Annotated in this window: 19 protein-coding genes and 1 pseudogene; 13 read left to right on the forward strand and 7 right to left on the reverse strand. The window is 70.3% G+C overall.

Annotated elements, in window-relative coordinates; translation table 11 throughout:
• The 3 genes and pseudogenes from ACFQ27_RS14930 to ACFQ27_RS14940 form a co-directional block, all read left to right on the forward strand.
• A pseudogene (locus ACFQ27_RS14930) lies at positions 1-943 on the forward strand (hypothetical protein); the annotation flags it as partial.
• A gap of 62 nt (positions 944-1005) precedes the next feature.
• On the forward strand, positions 1006-1704 hold the full coding sequence (locus tag ACFQ27_RS14935) for a hypothetical protein (protein WP_377354142.1): 699 nt from the start codon (positions 1006-1008) through the stop codon (positions 1702-1704).
• Positions 1701-2729, forward strand: coding sequence for a TonB family protein (locus ACFQ27_RS14940; protein WP_377354144.1), 1029 nt, complete (start codon positions 1701-1703; stop codon positions 2727-2729). Before ACFQ27_RS14935 ends, ACFQ27_RS14940 begins: the two co-directional genes overlap by 4 nt.
• 140 nt (positions 2730-2869) lie before the next feature.
• Here ACFQ27_RS14940 and ACFQ27_RS14945 read toward each other — a convergent pair whose 3' ends face one another.
• The 7 genes from ACFQ27_RS14945 to pbpC all read right to left on the reverse strand — a co-directional run bounded on the left by ACFQ27_RS14945 (position 2870) and on the right by pbpC (position 12233).
• Positions 2870-3967, reverse strand: a complete 1098-nt coding sequence (locus ACFQ27_RS14945; RefSeq protein WP_377354145.1) for a DUF2336 domain-containing protein — start codon at positions 3965-3967, stop codon at positions 2870-2872.
• Positions 3968-3974: 7 nt separating this feature from the next.
• Positions 3975-4697, reverse strand: a complete 723-nt coding sequence (locus ACFQ27_RS14950; protein ID WP_377354146.1) for a hypothetical protein — start codon at positions 4695-4697, stop codon at positions 3975-3977.
• Between the two features lie 37 nt (positions 4698-4734).
• Positions 4735-5502, reverse strand: coding sequence for an ABC transporter permease (locus ACFQ27_RS14955; protein WP_374347080.1), 768 nt, complete (start codon positions 5500-5502; stop codon positions 4735-4737).
• Positions 5499-6245 carry an ABC transporter ATP-binding protein gene (locus ACFQ27_RS14960; RefSeq protein WP_377354147.1) on the reverse strand — a complete coding sequence of 249 codons (747 nt, stop codon included), beginning with the start codon at positions 6243-6245 and terminating at the stop codon, positions 5499-5501. Before ACFQ27_RS14960 ends, ACFQ27_RS14955 begins: the two co-directional genes overlap by 4 nt.
• A 234-nt stretch (positions 6246-6479) precedes the next feature.
• Positions 6480-7487 carry an ABC transporter substrate-binding protein gene (locus tag ACFQ27_RS14965; RefSeq protein WP_374347082.1) on the reverse strand — a complete coding sequence of 336 codons (1008 nt, stop codon included), beginning with the start codon at positions 7485-7487 and terminating at the stop codon, positions 6480-6482.
• Between the two features lie 717 nt (positions 7488-8204).
• The gene (locus tag ACFQ27_RS14970) at positions 8205-9998 is read right to left on the reverse strand and encodes an ABC-F family ATP-binding cassette domain-containing protein (protein ID WP_377354148.1); all 1794 of its coding nucleotides are present in this window, start codon (positions 9996-9998) and stop codon (positions 8205-8207) included.
• Positions 9999-10043: 45 nt separating this feature from the next.
• Positions 10044-12233 (reverse strand): multimodular transpeptidase-transglycosylase PbpC, encoded by a 2190-nt coding sequence (gene pbpC, locus ACFQ27_RS14975; protein ID WP_377354150.1) that lies wholly within the window; start codon positions 12231-12233, stop codon positions 10044-10046.
• Positions 12234-12290: 57 nt separating this feature from the next.
• On the opposite strand from pbpC, the gene ACFQ27_RS14980 reads away from it, so the two are divergent.
• The 10 genes from ACFQ27_RS14980 to ACFQ27_RS15025 all read left to right on the forward strand — a co-directional run bounded on the left by ACFQ27_RS14980 (position 12291) and on the right by ACFQ27_RS15025 (position 21897).
• Positions 12291-12755, forward strand: a complete 465-nt coding sequence (locus tag ACFQ27_RS14980; RefSeq protein WP_374347088.1) for a YcgN family cysteine cluster protein — start codon at positions 12291-12293, stop codon at positions 12753-12755.
• A 102-nt stretch (positions 12756-12857) separates the two neighbouring features.
• The gene (locus tag ACFQ27_RS14985; RefSeq protein WP_374347090.1) at positions 12858-13790 is read left to right on the forward strand and encodes a DnaJ C-terminal domain-containing protein; all 933 of its coding nucleotides are present in this window, start codon (positions 12858-12860) and stop codon (positions 13788-13790) included.
• 82 nt (positions 13791-13872) lie between these two features.
• Positions 13873-14220: a PepSY domain-containing protein gene (locus ACFQ27_RS14990; RefSeq protein WP_374347092.1), complete on the forward strand. Its 348-nt coding sequence runs from the start codon at positions 13873-13875 to the stop codon at positions 14218-14220.
• Between the two features lie 19 nt (positions 14221-14239).
• Positions 14240-14926 (forward strand): response regulator transcription factor, encoded by a 687-nt coding sequence (locus tag ACFQ27_RS14995; protein WP_374347094.1) that lies wholly within the window; start codon positions 14240-14242, stop codon positions 14924-14926.
• Positions 14923-16311, forward strand: coding sequence for a sensor histidine kinase (locus tag ACFQ27_RS15000; protein WP_377354152.1), 1389 nt, complete (start codon positions 14923-14925; stop codon positions 16309-16311). The genes ACFQ27_RS14995 and ACFQ27_RS15000 overlap by 4 nt, the downstream gene beginning before the upstream one ends.
• 124 nt (positions 16312-16435) lie before the next feature.
• On the forward strand, positions 16436-17827 hold the full coding sequence (locus ACFQ27_RS15005; RefSeq protein WP_377354153.1) for a hypothetical protein: 1392 nt from the start codon (positions 16436-16438) through the stop codon (positions 17825-17827).
• A 59-nt stretch (positions 17828-17886) separates the two neighbouring features.
• Entirely contained in the window at positions 17887-18972 is a 1086-nt protein-coding gene (gene ccmI / locus ACFQ27_RS15010; protein WP_377354154.1) for a c-type cytochrome biogenesis protein CcmI, read from the forward strand.
• A complete protein-coding gene (gene ccmE, locus ACFQ27_RS15015) occupies positions 18969-19454 on the forward strand; it encodes a cytochrome c maturation protein CcmE (RefSeq protein WP_377354155.1) in 486 nt (161 codons plus the stop codon). The genes ccmI and ccmE overlap by 4 nt, the downstream gene beginning before the upstream one ends.
• Complete coding sequence (locus ACFQ27_RS15020) at positions 19451-21427, forward strand: heme lyase CcmF/NrfE family subunit (protein ID WP_377354156.1); 1977 nt, start codon at positions 19451-19453, stop codon at positions 21425-21427. The genes ccmE and ACFQ27_RS15020 overlap by 4 nt, the downstream gene beginning before the upstream one ends.
• Positions 21424-21897, forward strand: a complete 474-nt coding sequence (locus ACFQ27_RS15025; RefSeq protein WP_377354157.1) for a cytochrome c-type biogenesis protein — start codon at positions 21424-21426, stop codon at positions 21895-21897. The genes ACFQ27_RS15020 and ACFQ27_RS15025 overlap by 4 nt, the downstream gene beginning before the upstream one ends.
• Positions 21898-21928 lie beyond the last annotated feature (31 nt).

The raw sequence follows: 21928 nt of genomic DNA on the forward strand, positions 1-21928 counted from the left end.
CGGCCTGGCCCTGCCGCTGGCCGAGGTCGGTATCGCCGCCATTGAGGGCCGCGCCCGCATGGCCGACGGCGACGCCCAGCTGGCCCGGGTGACCGCGGCCCGCTTCTCGACCCCCATTGTCGGCCTGAAGACCCTGACCCGCCGCTGCCGCGCCGCGCGGCTGCTGGCGGTTGAGGCCCGGCTGGTGCGTTGCGACCTGCTGCTGGGCTGGGGCGCGCGCCTGAAGGATCGCGACCTGCTGCAACAGGCGCTGAACGAGGCCGAGCTGGCCGCCGACGGGCTGGACCCGGCCTATGAACCGGTGAGCTGGGCGCGCGCCTCCGCCGCCCGGGGCCAGGCCATGGCCCTGTTGGGCGAGATCGGCGGAGAGATCGAACCCCTGGCCGAGGCGGTCAACGCCCTGGCCGATGTCCTGAACGATGTCAGCCGCGAGCACAGCCCCCTGGACTGGGCGCGGGTGCAGGCGGCCCTGGCCCAGGGGCTGCAGGCCCTGGGCGAAGCCGGCGCCAGCGAGCGCGCCTATGAGCAGGCGGTGACCTGCTACGACCGCGCGGCCCTGGTGCTGAAGGACTTGCCGGCCTTGCCGCTGCGCGCGGCGGTGGCCTCCAACCGGGCCCTGTGCCTGGCCAGGTCCGCGGAGTTGACCGGCGACCTGGCGGTGCTGGACGCCGCCGAGACGGCGTTCCGCATCGAGCTGACCAACCTGTCGCCGGCCCGCGATCCGTCGGCCTGGGCCCTGCTGCAGGTGAACCTAGCCCGGCTGTACGAGGCCCGCCTGGACATCACCGGCCGCGACCGTGGCGAACGCGCCGCCGCCGCGACGGCGCTCACCGCCGCCCTCGAGGTCTTTTCCGAACAGGGCATGCGCTCCTTGAGCGTCATCGCCGCCGAGGCCCTGGAACGCCTAGGGCCCACGCCGCGCCTGCGACCCGCCGCAGGCTGATCGGCGGCTTCCCACCTCGCCCGCGCCGTGCAAGCATAGGGCGAGTTGGGAGGGCTTGCTTGATGATCTCTATGCGTTTCGGCCTGGGCTTTGTCGCCCTGGCGCTTGGGCCGATGGCGGCGCAGGCCGCCGCCCTGCCGGACCCGCCCTGGTTCAAGGCTCCCAGCTTCGCCGACTTCGTGGCGGCCTATCCGGAAGGTCCCAAAGCCGCCAAGGTTGGCGGGCGGGTGGAGCTCGACTGCCCCTTCCTGGCCTCCGGCCAACTCGGCAGGTGCGATGTCCTGAGCGAGAAGCCGGCCGGGCAGGGATTCGGCGCCGCGGCCCGCAAGGTGGCCCAGGGCTTCGTCGGCCCGACGGAGCTGAGCAATGGCCGCACCATCGCCGGCAGCCACACCAACCTGGTGATTAATTTCGCCCCCGACATGCTGGACCAGGCCAAGGTCGCCCAGCCCCTGTGGACGGCCCTGCCGACGCCCGCCCAGTTCCAGGCGGCCTTTCCGGACGCCGCCTCCAAGGCCGGCGTGCTGAAGGCCAAGGTCGTGATGACCTGCACCGTGGCGCCGGACGGCGGCCTGACCGGCTGCGGCGTCGCCAGCGAGGACCCGGCGGGCTACGGCTTCGGCGCCGCGACCCTGCCGCTGGCGCCCACCTTCCGCGTGAAGCTCTGGGGGACCGACGGCCGCCCGGTGGTGGGCGGCACCGTGCGCGTCCCGATCCGCTATGACCTGCAACAGGTGACCGACCAGGCGGCCGCGAAGTGAGGGGGCTTCTTGCGGGCCTCGTCGCCCTGGGGCTGGCCACCGCCGCGATGGCGGCCGAAGCACCTGACGAAAAGCAGCCCGGCTATGTTCCGGCGGACTGGCTGAAGAGGCCGACCTCCGACGACCTGATGGGCGTCTGGCCCAAGGAGGCCTTGCGCAAAGGGGAAGGCGGCAAGGCGCTGCTCGGCTGCGTCGTGACGATCCGCGGCGACCTGACGACCTGCAAGGTGCTGCAGGAGTCTCCCGCGGGCGCCGGGTTCGGCGGCGCCGCCCTGGCTTTGGTCTCGCAGATCCAGATGAAGCCAGCGACGCTGAACGGCACCCCGGTCGAAGGCAATGTGCGCCTGCCCGTCACCTTCCCCAGCTTTACGCCTTCCAAGGAACCCGAGCTGATGCGGGCCGTCCTGCCGGGGGTGCTGATGCAGGCGGCGCCGACCTATGCGGAGGTCGCCGCGGCCTTTCCGGAGCGGGCCAGGGCCAAGGGCGTGGCGGGCAGGGCGGTGCTCAATTGCTCAGTCATCGACACCGGAGAACTCAAGCGCTGCGCGGTGATTTCCGAAGCGCCGATCGGCATGGGTTTCTCGACGGCCGCCAAGACATTGGTCCCGAAGTTCGTCGCGCCGCCCTCGGCGCCGAGCCTGCCCTCCACCAAGGGCGCCTACGCCCAGATCACGGTCAGCTTCCCCCTGGAGATGCTCGACGCCTCTGCGCCGCCGGCCGTGGGCAAGCCGACCTGGGTGAAGCTGCCGAGCCGTGAGCAGCTGTCGGCCGCGATGCCCAAAAGCAGCACGCCAGGTCAGATCAGGGTGACGCTCGACTGCTTGATCGGTCCTGATGGGTCGACCACGGACTGCAAGGTGGTGAGCGAGGACCCGGCGGACCGAGGGTTTGGCCCCGCCGCCCTGGGGCTTTCGCCCTATTTCAAGATGACCGTCTGGACCATGGAGGGACTTCCGACGGTGGGAGCTCGGGTCAGGATTCCGCTGCGCTTCGACATGGCGGCCGCTCCCGCGCCCGCCCACTAGGCCGTCATGGCCGGGCTTGTCCCGGCCACCCATACGCGCCTGATGTTCGGATAGGCCCGCAGCGGCGCAGCCCGCGCCTCTTCGGCCCCTACGGTGTTCATGGGTGGCCGGGACAAGCCCGGCCATGACGATTTGAGGGGCTAAGCCGCCGCCACGTCGCCGGTCTGGCGGCGCAGGCGCCAGAAGCGGATGGTGCGTTGGGCGGCTTCGCGGGGCAGGGCCTCGTAGAGGGCGCCGTATTCGCGGGCCCGGCCCATGGCGTTGTCCTCGCGGTCGAGGATCAGCACGGCGAAGGTCAGGTACAGGGACCGGTCGAAATCGGCCGCCTTGCAGACAATGGACAGGGCGTCCAGTTCGTGCCGCTCCAGGATCCGCCGGGCGGTGTGGAAGTCGATGTCCGCCAGCTCGCACAGGGCGACCAGGAAGCGGGTCGTCTCGCCATTGCGCAGCATGGAGGCCAGCACTGGCGGGGTGATGGCGCCGCGGGCCTTCATCACCCGGATGGCGCGCTCAGCGTCCTCATAGTCCGGGGGCAGGGTCCCGTCGCGGGCGGCCACCTGCTTGCGGCCGACGGCCAGGGCGGCGTCGAGGGCGGCGGGGTCGAGCTCGGCGTTGCGGGCCAGGATCCGGTCGCGCAGCCTCGCCTCGACGATGAAGTACATCTCGTTGAGCAGGTCGATGGGCAGGGACTGGCGGGTGATCACCGCCTCCTGCAGGGCCGGGTTCTCGGCCGCGCGGTCGATCACCGCCTCGTGGGTCTCCCGGGACAGGCGCGCGCCCTCATTGGCCAGGAGGGCGCCGACGGTGACGTCATCGCCCCGCTTGACGATCACCTCGGAGACGGCTTCCGAGACCACGGCGCGGCGGGAGATGGCGCGCAGGTGATCCTGGCCGCGGGTCTGGGCGACGCTCAGCAGGTCTTCGTCGGTCAGGGCCGTTGAGTTCTGCAGCACCGGGCTCGCCACCGCGATGGAGGCGTCCTGGGCCAGGGTGCGGACGAGGCCCACCGGCGCGGGCTCGGCCCCGCCGATCCGCTGGGCGAGCTCGATGCGGACCGCTTCCTCCATCTCGCCGGCCAGTTGGGTCATGATGTCGTCGAACAGCGACATCTCCGAGGTGGCGCGGGGATCCGCGGCGGTGAAGAACAGGTCGGTGACGCCGCGCAGCAGTTCGCGGCGGCGGGAGCTCGAGGGCTCCTGGGCGAGGGCGATCAGGTCGTGAAGCTTGGTCGTCGGCATGATCGGCTCAGTAGGGTCGCCCGTCATTGGGCGTGTCGTTGTCATCGTTCGGCGGGCCGCCGGCCAGGCCAGGGTCAGGCGAGCCTGAATCCGGCGGACCGATCAGCACATAGTGGTCGCCCTGGGGCGTGGGGATCGCGTCGGGCGCCAGGCCATAGCCGCGATGCACTGAATACAGGCGCGAGCCCTCGCCGACGCCGGCGGCGACCGGTGCGGTCAGCGACGTGGCTTCGGCGATCTGCTGCGGGCGGCCGATGGCGGCGTCCGCGGGCGGCGGGGAATAGAGGCTGGTGGGCAGGCCGGACTGTGCGGCGACGGGCGGCGGGGCTGGAGCCGCGGGAGGCGGGGTCGTCTGGGCGGTCGCGGGGCGCGGCGCGGCCTGGGGCCGATAGGGCTCCTGCGGCGTGAACGGCTGGTAGCCGGGGGCGTAGACCGAGGCCGTCCGCTGGGAGTGGCCGGGGGGCGGCGGCAGGCTGTCGAGACGCGATCCGCCGCTGCTGCGGCCGCGCATGTACTGGCCGGCCAGGGCCAGGGGTTCGGGCGCGGCGTAGGCGACAGGCGCGCCGGCCTGGGCGGCGGTCTTGTTGGCCCAGGACAGGGTGCGGCCGCCGAGGGCCTGTTGTGGGGTCTGATCCGCCACTTGGACGCCGCGGGTATCGCCATAGCGGTCGCTGGCGGCGGCGGGAGCCGCGCTCGCGAACACAGCGGCGAGAACGAGGAAATGGCGCATGGCCCCGAGAGGCTAGGCCTGGCCCCTTAACCCTCCGCTAACGTCCGCGCCACCAGGCGAGGCCCGCGCGCTCCAATCGGTCGAGCAGGGCGTGCAGGGCGACGCCCATCACCGCCAGCACCACCAGGGCGGCGATCATCTTGGCGGTCTGCAGCTTGTTGCCGGCGTCGAGGATCCGCCAGGCCAGCCCCCGGATGCCGCCGGACCCGGCCCCGAACTCGGCCACCACGGCGCCGATGATGGCAAGGCCCGCGCCCACCTTGTGGCCTTCCAGCAGGAAGGGGACGGAGGCTGGCAGGCGCAGGCGCAGGACCCGCTGCAGCCGCGTCGCGCCATAAAGGTCGAACAGCCGCTCCAGGTCCGGATCGGCGGACTTCAGGCCGGTGACGGCGCCGGAGAAGATCGGAAAGAAGGCGACCAGGACCGCGAGGGCCACCACGGCGCGTTCTGGATGGTCGATGCCGGCCCAGATCAGCACCAGGGGGGCGATGGCGACCACCGGCGTGACCTGCAAGGTGGAGGCGAGCGGCCGGACCGCCTTCTCGATCAGCGGGCTTAAGCCCACCAGCAGGGCGACCGCCTGGGCCGTGAGGCTGGCGATGACCAGGGCGATCAGGGCCACGGCCAGGGTGTTCCAGGCCGCGGCGGCCAGGCTCGGCAGATCCTGGACGATGGCCGCGGCCACGGCCGAGGGCGGCGGCAGGAAGTAGGCCGGCACGCCGGTGATCCGGCAGGCGGCCTCCCAGGCCCCCAGCAAGAGGGCGATCAGGGCGAAGGGGGCGAGGGCGTCGGCGAGGCGGTTCACGCGGCCATCTCCGCGCCGGCGGCCAGCAGGCTTGAGACCTGTTCGGAGGCTTGGCGGAAGACGTCGGTGGCGCGGAAGCCGGCAGGCCGGGGAAGCTGCGCGTCGATGCGCACCTCGCCGGCGATGCGGCCCGGCCCGCGGGTGATCACCACCACGCGGTCGGCCATGTAGCAGGCCTCTTCCACATTGTGGGTGACGAAGACGATAGCCGGTTTGGTCTCGCGCCACAGGGCGAGCACGTCGTCGGCCAGGGTGCGGCGGGTGATCTCGTCCAGGGCGGCGAAGGGCTCATCCAGGAGCAGCAGGCGCGGATTGGTCACCAGGGCGCGGGCCAGCGAGGCGCGCATGGCCATGCCGCCGGACAGCTGGGCGGGCCGGGCGTCCTCGGCGCCCTTGAGACCCACGCGGGCCAGGGCCTCGGTGGCCAGGGCGCGGGCGGTCTCGCGCGGAACGCCCGACAGTTCGAGCGGCAGGGCGACGTTCTCGCGCGCGGTGAGCCAGGGGGCCAGGGTCGGGGCCTGGAACACCACCGAGGTCTCGCCGCGCCCGGCGGCGCGCTGGACCGTCCCGCGCGTAGGGCCCTCAAGGCCGGCCAGCAGCCGCAGGGCGGTGGACTTGCCGCAGCCCGAGGGGCCGACCAGGGCGGTGATCCCGCCGGCCTCCAGGCTCAGGCTGAAGGGACCCAGGGCGCGGCCGCGCCGGGGATAGTCGACCTCGACAGTTTCGAGCGACGCAACGGTCACTTTAGCCCCTCCCCGGGTGGCGTTCTTGAACCCGCATATCCATGGCGAAGCCGCGCGTCACGCCAAGAGTTGCGCGGAGCCGGTGGGTGTACGGATTTTCGGCGCGCGGGGTTGCGCGGTTGGGTGGAAAATCTGCGCCCGCGACACCCCCTCCACCCCTTCGGGGTCCCCCTCCCCCGCAGGAGGGGGAGGAGAAAAAGCTAATCCTCCCCCGTGGAACGGGGGAGGATGAAGTCATTTCACCGACGGTGTCGTGAACTCGAGGGTGTAGGCCTTCTTGACGTCCAGGGTCTTGGGATAGACGCCCTGGCTGATGGCCATGTTGGCGAACTCGGCCCAGCGGGCGTCGGTCATCACGCCGATGCCCTTCTCCTTGGCGTCGCCGCCGTCGATGATGCCGTAGGTGCGCATCTTCTCGCGGGCCTGATCCAGCAGGTCCTGGGACATTTCCGGATTGTCCTTGCGGATCAGGGCGTCGGCCGGCTTTGGGTCGCCATAGAGATAGTCGTGCCAGCCCTTGGCGCTGGCCTCCACGAAGGCGCGGACGGCGGCCGGGTTCTTGGCGATCAGGCTGTCGGGGACCAGGATCATGGTCGCATAGGAGGGATAGCCGTTGTCGGCCAGCAGGAAGACCTGTGGCTTGAGGCCGGCCTCCTTCTCCAGGGTGTAGGGCTCGGACGTCACATAGCCCTGCTGGGCGACCTTCTTGTCGGCCAGGAAGGGCGCGGAGTTGAAGGTGTACTTGCGGATCTGGTCGTCGCTGAAGCCGTACTTGGACTTCAGCCACACCCAGAAGGCGGTGACCGAGGCGTCCGACAACAGGATCGGGTGGCCCTTCAGGTCGGCGATGGAATTGATGCCCTGGTCGGGGTGGGCGATGAGGACCTGGGGGTCCTTCTGCATCATCGCCGCGACGGCCTTCACCGGCACGCCTTCCTGGGCGAGGTTCAGGGCGATGAAGCTGTTGGAGCCCATGCCGGCGTCGACGGCGCCTGAGGCCAGGAGCTGTGGCACGTTCACGCCGGGACCGCCCTGGATGATCTCCACGTTCAGGCCGCGCTTGGCGTATTCGCCGCTGGCCAGGGCCTCGTAGAAGCCGCCGTGCTCGGCCTGGGCCTTCCAGTCGGTGGCGAAGCGAATGGTCACCTGGCCGGCGGGGGGCGTGACCTCCTTCTTGCCGGGTGAACAGGCGGCCACGAGGGCGGCGAGGGCGGCGACGGCGAGAATACGCAAGCTGGTCATGGCCGAGTCCCGAATGAACATGGACGCGGAGCCTAATGGGCTTTCAGGCGAAGGCAATCAGGCTTGGGAGCGGATGCAGGCCCATAGGAAGAGGGCGGCGTCCCGGTCGCCCGTGACACCGCCCTCTATTCAGATCCGTTGGGGGATCTGGGTCGCTAGGTCGGACCTGACTTTCGTTCGCGGGTCGCCCCGCTGGTTTCCGTCACCGTCCAGTGTCCTGAGCTGGCCTCCGTCCCGGGTCGCCCCAGGACCGAACCTTTGCCTCGAACCTCCCGCTCGTTCTCCCGGTGGGGGGCCGTTTCCGGCTTTCCGTCCCGGGCCGCGCCGCGGTCCCTCTCGACGCCTTGACGTTCCCACCGAACCCGGTATGAAGCAACCGCCCGACTTCGACCCCTTGTGCGCAAGTCGCCGCGATCCGGTGCAAAGCCTGTGGATCGCTTGGGACTCTTGGGCGGATTTCCCTGAAAAGTCAGCGTCGTGGACTTGTCCACAGGTTCAGCGACCTGGTCCTTTCTGCCCGCGCCTCGCCGGCGGCGAGGCCGTATTCGGACACAAAGGGCACGAAGCTAGGGAAGATCACGAAGGGCTCCAGGCCGACCGGCGCCGGCACCCCGAGGCTGTTGCGCGCGCAGCGCGCCTTTGTGTCCTTTGTGGTCCTTCGCGCCCTTTGTGTCCCAAGCAGCGTCAGCCGCATCCGCCGCACCAAGGACCGTGGTCCTACTTCGCCAGGGCCTCGCGGCGTTCCTCCAGCTCCAGCCATTCTTCTTCGGCGGACGAGAGGTCGTCGCGGGCCTTTTCCAGGGCGGCGTTGATCTTGTCGAAGCCGGCGCGGTCGCGGGCGTAGAGGTTGGGGTCGGCGAGCTGGGTCTCCAGCTTGGCGATCTGGCCGGGCAGGGCGGCGATCAGGCCGTCCAGCTCCTGCAGCCGGCGCTGGTCCTTGTAGGACAGCTTGGTCGGCTTGGCGGGTTCGGGCTTGGGCGCCGCCGGCTTCGGGGCGGGCGTGGGCGAGGCCAGGTCGATGGCGCGGAAGAAGCCGGGGTTCTGGGCCAGGAAGTCCTGCCAGCCGCCCGGCGTCTCCACCGCGTCGCCGCGGCCGTTGAGGGCGATGGTCGAGCTGGCCAGGCGGTCGACGAAGTCGCGGTCGTGGCTGACCAGGATCAGGGTGCCCTCATAGTCGGCCAGGATCTCCTCGAGCAGGTCGAGGGTGTCCATGTCCAGGTCATTGGTCGGCTCGTCCAGCACGATCAGGTTGGCCGGCGTCGCCAGGGCGCGGGCCAGCAGCAGGCGGTTGCGCTCCCCGCCCGACAGGCTGCGCACCGGCTGGCGGATCTGCTGGTCGGTGAACAGGAACTCTTTGGCGTAGGCCGCTACGTGCTTGACCTGGCCGCGCACCATGACCTGGTCGCCGCCCAACGGGGTGAGCACGTCGCGCAGCATCATGTCCGGCTTCAGGTCGGCGCGGGCCTGGTCGATATAGGCGATGTCGAGATTGGCCCCGAGCTTCACCTCGCCGGCGTCAGGCGCGAGCTCGCCCAGCAGGATCTTCACCAGGGTCGTTTTGCCGGCGCCATTGGGACCGACGATGGCCACCCGGTCGCCGCGCAGGATGCGGGTGGAGAAGGGCTTCAGGAGGGTGCGGTCGCCGAACGCCTTGGCGACGCCCTTGACCTCGACCACCCGCTTGCCGGAGACGCCGGACGAGGCGATGGCCATGGTCATATCGCCGCGCTGCTCGCGCATCAGGGCCTTCTTCTGCTCGCGCAGGTCCAGCAGGGCGCGGCGGCGGCCCTCGTTGCGGGCCCGGCGGGCGGTGACGCCCCGGCGCAGCCAGTGCTCCTCGCGCTCCAGCTGCTTGTCCAGGCGCCGCGCTTCCTCGGCCTCGGCGGCCAGGATGCGCTCGACCCAGTCGTCGAAGGCGCCGAAGCCCTTCTCCAGGCGGCGCACCTTGCGGTGCTCCAGCCAGAAGCAGCGGCCGGTGGTGCGTTCCAGGAAGGCGCGGTCGTGGCTGATGATCAGCATGGCCGCCCGGCTGGCGGCGATCTCGGCCTCCAGGGTCTCGATGGCCAGGATATCCAGGTGGTTGGTCGGCTCGTCCAGCAACAGGACGTCCGGATCCTCGGCGAAGGCGCGCGACAGGGCGGCGCGGCGGATCTCGCCGCCGGACAGGCCGGCGCTGGACTTGGCGGGGTCAAGACCGAACAGGGCCAGGGCGGCTTCGGCCTCGTGCGGCGCCGCGCCGCCGGCCGTGGCGTAGTCGAGGACGGTTGGGCCGGTGATGTCCGGCTCCTGCGGCACATAGGCGATGCGGACGCCCGGCGTGACGACGCGCTCGCCCTCATCCGCCTGGATCTGGCCCACCAGCACCTTGAGCAGGGTCGACTTGCCGGCCCCGTTTCGGCCCACGAGGCAGGCGCGGCTGCGCGGCTCCAGCCCCAGATCGACGCCGTCGAACAGCATCTTGGGCCCGTCGGCGAGACGGACGTCCTTCAGGGCGAGAACAGGCGGCTTCATGTGCGCCCCGACATAGCGGGGTGCGGCGGCGGATCAAGCCTGTTCCTAGAAGGGAATGTCCTCGGCCGGCTTGTCCTGCGTCTCGTCCGGGGTCTCGGGGGTCGAGGCCTGGGCCTCGCGGGCGGCGGCGGCGAAGTCGGAGGACAGCTCGTCATAGAAGGCGTTGCGGGGGTCGGCCTCGGTCTCCGGGACCGGGTCGGGCAGCAGCCAGTCGAAGTCGCGGGCCGGCAGGGTCTCGTGCGCCACCATCATGAACTTGCGCCAGATCTCGGCCGAGACCACGCCGCCGGTCAGGCGGTTCATGGGCTTTTCGTCGTCATTGCCCACCCAGACGCCGGCGATGTAGTCGGGGGTGAAGCCGATGAACCAGGCGTCGCGCCAGTTCTGGCTGGTGCCGGTCTTGCCCGCGGCCGGGCGGCCGAAGTCGGCGCGAGAGCCGGTGCCGCCGGGGGCGATCACCTTCTTCATCATCTTGACCATCATGCTGGCCCTGGCGATGTCGTAGGCGGGCACGGGGTTCGAGGTGTGGTGCAGGTAGACCTGGGCGCCGTCCACGGTCTTGATCTCGTCGACGATGTAGGGCGTGACGCGGTTGCCGCCGGTCTGGAAGACCTGGAAGGCCGAGACCATCTCGTTCAGCGGCACCTCATAGGCGCCGAGCGCCACCGACAGGTCCGGATTGGGCGGCAGGGTGGTGACGCCGAAGCGGCTGGCCAGTTCGCTGATGGCGCGGCCGCCGGCCTCCTGGGCGAGCTTGACCGCCACGGTGTTGATGGACAGGGCCAGCGCCGTCTCGATGGTCACCGCGCCGCGATAGCCGCCGCCATAGTTTTCCGGTTCCCAGTCGCCGAACTTCACCGGGCCGTCGACCCGCACGTCGGTGGGCATGACGCCCTTTTCCAGGGCCGCGGCGTAGACCAGGGGCTTGAAGCTGGAGCCGGGCTGGCGCCTGGCCTGGACCGCGCGGTTGAAGACGCTCTGGTTATAGTCGAGGCCGCCGACCATGGCGCGGATCGCGCCCTCGGAGGACATGGCGAACAGGGCGCCTTGGCTGGCCCCGCCGTTGGAGCCGGCCGAGCCCACCACCTGGCGCAGCACATTGCCGCCGGTGGCCTGCAGCCGCGGATCAATGGTCAGGCGGACCATCAGATCGGGCGAGTTGGGGCCGACGATCTTCAGGACTTCGTTGGTGGCGAAGTCGAGCGCGTAGCCCATGTCCCCGTCGTTCGCGAGGGCGGTCGGGCTGAGCTTGGGCGTGTCGCCGATGGCGGCCTGGAGGTCCTGGTCGGTGATCCAGTTCTCTTCGCGCATGTTATTCAGCACCAGCCGCTGGCGGGCCAGGGCGCCGGCCATGTTGCGGTTCAGCGCCATGCGCGAGGGCGCCTTGGGCAGGCTGGCCAGGAGGGCGGCTTCCGAAAGGGTCAGCTGGCTGGCCGGCTTGCCGAAATAGGTGCGGCTGGCCCCGTCGATGCCGAAGGTGTTGGCCCCGAAGAAGGTGCGGTTGATGTAGAGCTCGAGGATCTCGTCCTTGGTCAGCGCCTTTTCCAGGCGGGTGGCCATGACGGCCTCCTGGATCTTGCGCTTCAGGTTCTGGTCCGGGGTCAGGAACAGGCTTTTGGCCAGCTGTTGCGACAGGGTCGAGCCGCCCTGGACCACCCGACCGGCCCGCCAGTTGGCGACGGCGGCGCGGGCGATGCCCATCGGATCCACCGGCCCGTGCTGGTAGAAGCGCTTGTCCTCGGCGGCGAGGAAGGCCTTGGGCACATAGTCCGGCAGCTGGCTTAGGCTGACCCGGTCGCCGTACTTCGGACCGCGGATCGCGATCTGGGCGCCGGTCTTGTCGAAGAACCGGATCGCGGGCGCCCGGTTGATCGCATAGAGCTGGTCCCGCGAGGGCAGGGGCGGGATGTCTTTCAGATAGGTCCGCTGGATGTAGATGGCCCCGCCCAGGGCGGCGAGCAGGCCCACCGTGACCAGCACCCCCAGGGTCCACAGCACCCAGCCCCAGCGCATGGGGCCGCGGGGACCGCCGCCGCGGGGCGGCTTGGGGGGCTTCGGGGGCTTGGGAGCCTTAGGCGCCTTGGCCTTCTTCGGCGGCTTTGTCTTCTTCGGCTTCTCGCGCGGCAGGTCGGCGCGGAAGGTCTCCTCCGGCCCCTCGATGGGATCAGGCTCGGGCTCGGCCGGCGTCGGCCTGGAGTCCGGGAAGCGATAGGGTTCGAGGTTCCAGTCGGACACGGGACTTAAAAAAACGAGTGAGAGCCGGCTCGGGAATGGTCTAGGACGCTGCCTAACATGTCCATAAGACCTTTCTGGGAAACAAAATCCCTCGAACAAATGACCGTCCAGGAGTGGGAGAGCCTATGCGATGGCTGCGGCCTCTGCTGTCTGGTTCGCTTCGAGGATGAGGACACGGGCGAGATCATCCCCACGCGCGTGCATTGCAAGCTGTTCGACCCCGACCAGTGCCGCTGTTCCAACTATGCGGACCGCAAGCGCCATGTGCCGGACTGCATCAAGCTGACGCCGCACAATATTGAGGCGCTGGAATGGATGCCGATGTCGTGCGCCTATCGCCGGATCTATGAGGGCCGGGGCCTGGCTGACTGGCATCCGCTGATCAGCGGCGACCCGGAAACCGTGCACGCCGCCGGGGTTTCGGTGCGCGGCGAGACCATCAACGAGGATACGCTGGAGGACCCGGACGACGCGTTGGACTACGCCGCCTGGGACCTGGTCGCCGAGCGCGGGCGGGAGTAGCCGTCGCAGGCCTGTGGCTTTTTTGCAACAAACGGTCTTGCGCCCCTGGCCAAACCGCCTAAGTGAGGCCCAGAGTCTCCACAGCATCAGAAGGGCTATTCCTTGGCCGGCGATCCCTATCAGGAACTGGGTGTGTCCCGCGGCGCCAGCGCCGACGAGATCCGCAAGGCGTTCCGGAAGCTCGCCAAGCAGCACCATCCGGACACCAATCCGGGCAACAAGGCGTCGGAGGAGAAGTTCAAGCGCGTGAGCGCGGCCTTCGACATTCTGGGCGATCCGGAAAAGAAGAAGAAGTTCGACGCCGGCGAGATCGACGCCGACGGGCGCGAGACCATGCGCGGCTTTGGCGGCGGCGGCGGGCCGTTCGGCGGGCAGGGCGGGTTCTCGCAGGGCTGGAGCCCTGGCCGGTCCGAAGGCTTTGACAATATCGATATCTCCGACCTGTTCGGCGACATCCTGGGGCGCGGCCGCAACGGCGGCTCGGGCGGCGGCTTCGGGGGCTTTTCCCAGCGGGGCGCCGATGTGCGGGCCAAGCTGGAGATCGACCTGGAAGAGGCGATCCACGGCGGCAAGAAGCGCATCGCCTTCTCCGATGGCCGTACCCTGGACGTGACCATCCCCAAGGGCGCCGAGGACGGCCAGACCCTGCGGCTGAAGGGCCAGGGCCAGTCGGGCCGCAGCGGCGCGGGCGACGCGCTGATCGAGCTGGTGCTCAAGCCGCATCCGGTGTTCCGCCGCGAGGGCGATGCGTTGGTGATGGACCTGCCGGTCTCGGTCCCGGACGCGGTGCTGGGCGGCAAGGTCCAGGCCCCGACCCCGGACGGCGCCGTGACCCTGACCGTGCCCAAGGGCGCCAACAGCGGCCAGTCGCTGCGGCTCAAGGGAAAGGGCCTGGCCCTGGCCGGCGGCAAGCGCGGCGACCTGATCGCCAAGATCGTGCTGATGCTGCCCGAGGCGCCCGATTCCGAGCTGGAGGCCTTCGCCGAACGCTGGCGCAGCGAGCGCCCCTACGCCCCCAGGCGCCGGCCTGGTTGAGCGGACGTGACAGGACGCCGCAGCGCCTCCATAAACCGGCCATTCAGCTTGGGTTCAGTGAGGGGCCGCTAGTCAGGCCGACATGAAGCGTTATCTCGCCATCCTCGCCATCGCGATCCCGGCCCTCGCCGGGCCGACCGGCGCGCTCGCCCAGGGCTGGCCGGACTATGGCCGACCCTCCTATGGCGCCGGCCGCGGCGACCAGGACCAGGCCCGTGACGCGGTGCGTGGCGGCCGGCAGGTCTCGCTGGGCCAGGTCATCGCCGCCATCCGCGGCTCGGGCGTCCAGGGCCGCCAACTGAACACCACCATGGGCGACTATCGTGGCCGGCCCGCCTATTTCGTCCAGTGGCAGACCCCGGACAATCGGGTCATCATCTTCATCGTCGACGCCGAAAGCGGCGCCGTGGTCGGCCGCCAGGGCGGCTGAGCGAGCTTCGAGGAACCGCATGCGCATCCTGTTGGTCGAGGACGATCCGGACCTGTCGCGCCAGCTCAAGACGGCGCTGGCTGACGCCGGCTATGCGGTGGATCACGCCCCCGACGGCGAGGAAGCCCAGTTCCTGGGAGAGACCGAGCCCTATGACGCGGTGATCCTGGACCTGGGCCTGCCCAAGGTGGACGGGGTCTCGGTGCTGGAGCGCTGGCGGCGGGAGAACGTCGCCACTCCGGTGCTGATCCTCACCGCCCGCGGCGCCTGGAGCGAGAAGGTGGCCGGGTTCGACGCCGGCGCCGACGACTACCTGACCAAGCCGTTCCACACCGAGGAGCTTCTGGCCCGCCTGCGCGCCCTGCTGCGCCGCTCGGCCGGCCATGCGGCGCCCAGCCTGTCCTGCGGCGGCCTGAGGCTCGACCCCCGCGCGGCCCGGGCCAGCGTCAATGGCGAGCCCCTGCGACTGACTTCGCTGGAGTACCGGCTGCTGCACTACATGATCATGCACCAGGGCCGGGTGATCAGCCGCACGGAGCTGGTCGAGCACCTGTACGACCAGGATTTCGACAGGGATTCCAACACCATCGAGGTGTTTATTGGTCGGGTGCGCAAGAAGATCGGCGCGGATCGGATCGATACGGTCCGGGGGCTTGGCTACCGGCTGACCGCGCCGGCTGATGAGCTTGGCGGCGCGGCCGGGTGAAGCTCGAGGACCTGCGCCGTCCTTCGCTCGTCCGGCGGCTGGTGATCCTGGCCGCGGGGTGGAGCCTCGCGGTGCTGCTGGTCTCGGCCATCGTCTTTGCGCTGTTGTTCCAGCAGGCCGCCCTGCGCCGCTTTGACCAGGGGCTGTCCGAACTGATCGACAACCTGGTGGCCGGGGCGACGGTCAATGAGAAGGGCCAGGTGCTGGCGCCCGCGCTCACCGACCTGCGCGCGCTTAGGGCCTATTCCGGCAAGTACTGGCAACTGGCCGAACCGACAGCGGACGGCCGCATCCATATACTGGTGCGCTCCCGCTCCCTGTGGGACAGCGAACTGAAAACCCCGGTCGGGGTGGCGGCCGAGCTGGCCGCCGATCCCGGCAAGCCCGTGTCCTATGAGACCAAGGGGCCGCTGGATGAGCCCCTGCGGGCGATGATCAGCCAGGCCAAGCTGCCGGGCCGCGAGGCGCCGGTGATCTTCATGGCCGCCGAGGACCGCAGCCCGGTGGACCGCGACATCCGCAGTTTCATCGCCGCCACGGCGGTGGTCTTCCTGTTGCTGGGCGTCGGGCTGATGGCGGCGGTGGTGATCCAGGTGAGGGTGGGCCTGAACCCGCTGTTCGCCCTGCGCCGCGAGATCGCCCGGGTGCGGCGGGGATCGGCCGAGCGGGTGGTGGGCGCCTATCCCAGCGAACTGACGCCCCTGGCCGACGAGCTCAACGCCCTGATGGCGCACAATCAGGAAGTGGTGGAGCGCCAGCGCACCCATGTGGGCAATCTGGCCCACGCCCTGAAGACGCCTTTGTCAGTGATGCTGACGGAAGCCGGGCAGCAAGGCGGGCCGCTGTCCGACGTGGTGACCCGCCAGGCCGAGGCCATGCGGATGCAGGTGGACCACCATCTGCGCCGGGCGCGGGCGGCGGCGCGTACGCAAGGGTCCGGCGAGCGGACCTCGGTGGCCGAGGTGCTGGACGAGCTGTCGCGGACCCTGGAGCGGATCTTCCAGGACAAGGGCGTCAGCATCGACTGGGACGCCGCCGACGACCTCTACTTCCAAGGCGAGCGCCAGGACCTGCTGGAGCTGGCCGGCAACGCCATGGAGAACGGCTGCAAATGGTGCCGCGGCCGGGTGCGGGTGCGGGCCGACGAGCTGGGGGCGGAGCGCCTGCGGCTGGTGATCGAGGACGACGGGCCGGGCCTGACGCCGGAGGGGCGGGAAGCCGCCCTGCGGCGGGGCGCGCGGCTGGATGAATCGGCGCCCGGCTCTGGCCTGGGTCTCAACATCATTGATGAACTCGCGCGCGCCTATGGCGGGGTCCTGAAGCTGGGCGAGTCCCGGATGGGCGGGCTTTCTGTAGACCTGGAGTTGCCCCGCGCGGGGACCTGATTACCTACGGTCGACAAAATGTCGCGGAACACCGGTCTGCCTCCGCCTTAGCCTTTGGAAAACCTTAACTCCGCTCCGTCCAAGTTGGGGCATGGCCCGACAGGACTCGGGTCTGGAGCGCCATATGCCGGGTCTGTCGGGCCACAAGATCGATATCGTCCGCACCCTGGTGGAACAGGCGCCTGACAAGATTGTCGGCGGCTTGCAGACGGCCCTGTCCGCCGCCGCCGGCGATAGCGCCCTGGCCGATGTCCGTCAGCTGGTCGAGGCCGAGGTCGCCGACCGCCGCCTGCGCAATGCTGTCCTGTCCCCCGTGGCCCCGCTGTTCGTCGGCGATGGCCGCAATCCCAACAAGCTGACCTTTCCGGCCAAGGCCCTGCCGCTGATCTGGCGTGGGCTGAAGACCGACCACCCGGTCGAGGTGGCCGCCGCGGCCCGGACCATGGCCGACTTCCGCCAGGACGAGACGCCGACCGATTCGCTGGACCGGCTGGTGACCCTCGCCGCCGAAGGCCTGCGCAACCAGAGCACCCGCGACTTCATCGCCGCCGCCGACGTCCTCGACGCCACGCGCCCGGGCTGCACCTATGCGCTCGTCGCCTGCCTGGACATCGGCCATATCGTCCGCGCCGCCACCTTCCGGCTGCCGGATTGGATCGGCCGCACCACCGAGGAGCGGGCCGCCGCCGCCCGCCTGGCCTATAAGGACGCCATCAGCATCGCCGACGATGCGGCACCGCGCTTCTTCGAGATGCTGGCCGCCCAGCTGGCGGAGCCCTGGACCATCATGCGGGTGGTCTCGTCCGTGATGGACCACCCCGGCGAGCGCTATCTGGCCGCCTCGGAATTGTCCGTCTTCGCCCTCCGGCTGATGGACCTGATCGACCAGAACCTGGTGCACGTCGCCCAGTTCGACCTGAACGCCGGGACCAAGGCCGGCGTCCACGCCGCCGAAGTCGTCGAGCTGATCACCCGACAGGTCTCCGAGATGGAGCAGGGCATCGAACTGGCCGCCGAGGGCGGCTGGGGCGGCCGGGTGAAGAAGCAGAAGCGCCAGCTGGCCGCCTGCGTCGAAGGCCGGTTGCGCGAAGTCGAAAAGCTGCTGGCGGCGGCCCTGCCCACCGAGGGCGTCAAGGTCGGCCGCATGACCAAGCAACAGCCGAGGCTGGGCGCCGCGCCGGACCGCAAGGCGCGCGAAAAGGTCCTGGCCGTGCTCACCTTCGTCGAGGGCATCCGCACCAGCGCCAACTATGGCGGCTTCGCCTCCACGCGGGCCAAGGTGCTGGAGAAGGCGGCCGAGAATCTGGACCTCTATGTGGAGGACGCCCTGACCCTGGTGCGCGAGCGTCTCACCAGTGATCCGGATCTGGCGCGTGAACACCTGGAAGTCGCCGCCGAGTGCGCGACCCTGATCCGCGAGCCGCGGGCCGGGGACATTATCCGCCGCCGGGCCTCGGTGGCCGTTGACCAGGCCAAGTCGCAGACCCCCGCCCCGGTGGAAGATATCGCCGACTGATCGTCGCGGAGGCGCTTCGCCCCCTCGCATCCGGCCCGCGATTCCGCTAAAGCCCCCGCATGATCGCGTTCTGGGCGGCGACCGGCCTTCTGGCGGCTGTCGCAGCCGTTCTTGTCCTGCTTCGCGCCGCGCGGGCGGCGAGCGCCGTCGGGTCCGAGGATCCGACGCTGGCGGTCTATCGTCGACAGCTGGCGGAGATCGACGACCTGGCCCAGCGGGGCCTGATCGGCGAGGAAGAACAGCGCACCGCCCACGCCGAGGCCGGCCGCCGGTTGCTGTCCGCCGCCGACCATACCGCCGCCGACTGGTCGCAGGATCCGAAGGACCGGCGCATCGCCCTGGCCGCCGCCGCCCTGGCGCCGATCGCGGCCCTGGGGCTCTATCTGGTCATCGGCAGCCCAGGCTATGCGGACGCCCCGCTGCACAAGCGGCTGACCGCCTGGCGCAACGCCGATCTACAGACCTTGCCGCCGCAGGCCCTGGCGGCCGTGCTGCGCCAGGTGACCAAGGAGCGGCCCAACGACCCTGAGGCCTTCCGCTATCTCGCTCTGGCAGAGGGCGCGGCCGAGAACCCGTCCCAGGCCGGCCGGGCCCTGCGCCACGCCATCACCCTGGCGCCCCAGCGCGCCGACCTTTGGGAACTGCTGGGCCAGTCCCTGGTCAGCGAGAACGGCGGCCAGCCTTCGCCCGAGGCCGACAACGCCTTCCGCGAGGCTCTGAAGCGCGATCCCAAGGCGATCAGCGCCCGCTTCCACCTGGCCCGGTCCAAGGTGATCGCCGGGGACAAGGCCGGCGGGATCGCCGACTGGCGCGCGTTGATGGCCGACCTGCCGGCCAATGACGAACGGCGGCAGACCCTGGCCCAGACCATCCGGGACGCCCAGGCCGAGACCCCGGCCATGGCCGGGGCCCCGGCTGGCGGTCAGCTGGAGATGATCCGTGGCATGGTCGCCTCCCTGGCGGCGCGGCTGGAGGGCCAGCCTGACGACGCCGAGGGGTGGGTGCGCCTGGTGCGGTCCTATGCAGTTCTGGGCGAGACCGCCAAACGTGACGCCGCGCTGGCCCAGGCGCGCAAGCAATTCGCGGGCAAGCCGGCCATCCAGGCCGAGCTCGACGCCGCGGCCAAGACCGAGCCTATGAAATGAGCTGGTTGCCGAAGTCCCCCAAGGCGCGTCGCCGCCTGACCCTGATCGCCGCGATCGCCCCGGTGCTGGCGCTGGCCGTCGGCCTGACCCTCTGGGGCCTGCGGGACTCGATCTCGTACTTCTACACCCCGTCCCAGGCGCAGGCGGCCAAGCCGCCGCCGGGCCGGTCGATCCAGCTGGGCGGCCTGGTGGCCACCGGCAGCGTGCGCAAGCACTCCGACGGCCGCGTCGAGTTCGTGGTCGCCGACCAGACCGCCAAGGCCCTGGTCTCCTATCAGGGCGACCTGCCGGACCTGTTCCGCGAAGGGCAGGGCATCGTCGCCACGGGCCACTTCCAGGGCGACGGCGTGTTCAAGGCCAAGCAGGTGCTGGCCAAGCACGATGAGCGCTACATGCCGCGCGAAGTGTCCAAGGCCCTGAAAGAACAGGGCGAATGGCGCGGCGACGGCGAGAAGGCCGTCTACCAGAAGACCCCCTCATGATCGACGAGTTCGGAGGTTTCGCCCTCGTCCTGGGGCTAGCCCTGTCGTTGGCCCAGGCGGTGCTGTCCGGCGTTGGCCGCTGGCGTCGGTCCCTCGTGCTGACGGGCGCAGGGGAGGGGGCGGCGATGGCCGCCTTCGTCTCGGTGACCCTGGCCTTCGCGGCCCTGATGCACGCCTTCGTCACCTCGGACTTCTCGGTGGCCAATGTCGCGGCCAACTCGCATTCCGAAAAGCCGCTGCTCTATCGGGTGGCGGCGACCTGGGGCAGCCATGAGGGCTCGATGCTCTTGTGGTGCCTGGCCCTGACCGGTTTCGGCGGGTCGGTGGCGATCTTCCGCAAGGGCCTGCCGATGGGGCTCAAGGCCGTGGTCGTGGCGACGCAAGGCGCGCTGGGCACGGTGTTCCTGGCCTATACGGTCTTCGCCTCCAACCCCTTCGTGCGCCTGCTGGACGTGCCGGTGGAGGGCCGTTCGCTCAATCCGCTGCTGCAGGACCCCGCGCTCGCGGTGCACCCGCCGTTTCTCTATGCGGGCTATGTGGGCATGTCGGTGGTGTTCTCCTTCGCCGTCGCTGCCCTGGTCGAGGGCCGGGTGGACGCGGCCTGGGCGCGTTGGGTTCGGCCCTGGGCCCTGGCGGCCTGGGCGCTTCTGACCCTCGGCATCACCCTGGGCGCCTTCTGGGCCTATTACGAGCTGGGCTGGGGCGGCTGGTGGTTCTGGGACCCGGTGGAGAACGCCAGCTTCATGCCCTGGCTGATCGCCGCGGCCCTGCTGCATTCGGCCATCGTCACGGAGAAGCGCGGCGCCCTGTCCGGCTGGACGGTGTTCCTGGCCATGGCGGCCTTCACCTTCTCGATGCTGGGCGCCTTCCTGGTGCGCTCCGGCGTCCTGACCTCGGTGCACGCCTTTGCCGTCGATCCGACCCGTGGGGTGCTGCTGCTGATGATCCTGGGCGTGACCGCGGGCGCGGGCTTCCTGCTGTTCGCCTGGCGCGCGCCCAGCCTGGCGCCTGGCGGCCTGTTCGCCCCGGTCAGCCGGGAAAGCGCCCTGGTGCTGAACAACATCCTCCTGGCCGCGGCCACGGCCACCGTGCTGCTGGGCACCCTGTTCCCGCTGATCCGGGAGGCGGCGACGGGAGAGTCCATCTCGGTGGGGCCGCCCTATTTCAACCTGACCTTCACGCCGCTGATGGTGGCCATGCTGTTGCTGCTGCCGGCTGGTCCGCTGTTGTCGTGGAAGCGCGCCGACGCCAAGGGCGTGGCCCAGCGCCTGACCCTGGCGGCCGGGATCGCGGTGTCCGCGGGCGTCGTTTCCTACGCCCTGGTCGATCCGAAGAAGGCCTTCGCCTGCGCGGGCGTCGGCCTGGGCGTGTGGCTGATCGCCGGCGCCCTGACCGAGCTGGCCGAGCGGGTCCGGGCCTTCAAGGGCGACCTGGCGGAGACCCGCCGGCGCCTGGTCGGCCTGCCGCGCGGCGCCTGGGGCATGACGCTGGCCCACCTGGGCCTGGGCGTCTTCGTCATCGGGGCCTGCGCCGAGACCGGATGGAGGGTGGAAGCCGCCGAGACCCTGCGCCTGGGCGGCCAGCTCAAGGTCGGCGCCTATGAGCTGACCCTGGAGAAGATCCAGGGCGTCGACGGCCCGAACTATGACGCCGAACGCGGGACTATTCCGGCGGTGAAGGACGGCAAGACCCTGTGCGTGGCCACGCCCGAGCGGCGGTTCTATCCGGCCGGCGGCCAGACCACCTCGGAAGTCGCGATCTGCACCCATGGGGTCGACCACCTCTATGTCGTGCTGGGCGAACGCCGTCTGACTGCGGGCGAGCCGCCGGTGTGGCTGGTGCGCGCCTATTGGAACCCCTTCGCCCTGCTGATCTTCCTAGGTCCGGTGATCATGGCTCTGGGCGGCTTCGTCTCCCTGTCCGACCGGCGGTTGCGCCTGGGCGTCGGCAAGCGGTCGGAGAAGCCGGCATGAGGCGCGCCCTGGCGATCCTGGGCGCAGTGCTCTGCCTGGCGGCGGCCTCCGATCCGGCCGAGCGCCTGGCCGATCCGGCCCAGGAGGCCCGCGCCCGGGCCCTGTTCCGCGAAGTGCGCTGCCTGGTCTGCCAGAACGAGTCGATCGACGATTCGCAGGCCGAGCTGGCCAGCGACCTGCGCAAGCTGGTCCGCGACGAGATCGCCACCGGCAAGTCGGACGCGGAGGTTCGGGCCTATCTGGTCTCGCGCTATGGCGAGTTCGTGCTGCTGAAGCCGGCGATCTCCTGGGGCAATGCGGCCCTGTGGGGCGCGCCCTTTGCGGTAGTGGTGCTGGGCGGGGCCTTGCTGGCGGTGAACCTGCGCCGGCGGCGTGCGGCCGAGGAGCCCGAGCTCAGTCCGGAAGAGGCGGCGCGGCTCGAGGCTCTGGCCGCCGAGACGTCATCGGACACCTCGTCCGCCCAAGGATGACACGATTGCGCCCAAGATCGGTCGCCATGCT

The organism is Phenylobacterium conjunctum (assembly GCF_042679085.1).
GTDB classification, from domain to species: domain Bacteria; phylum Pseudomonadota; class Alphaproteobacteria; order Caulobacterales; family Caulobacteraceae; genus Phenylobacterium; species Phenylobacterium conjunctum.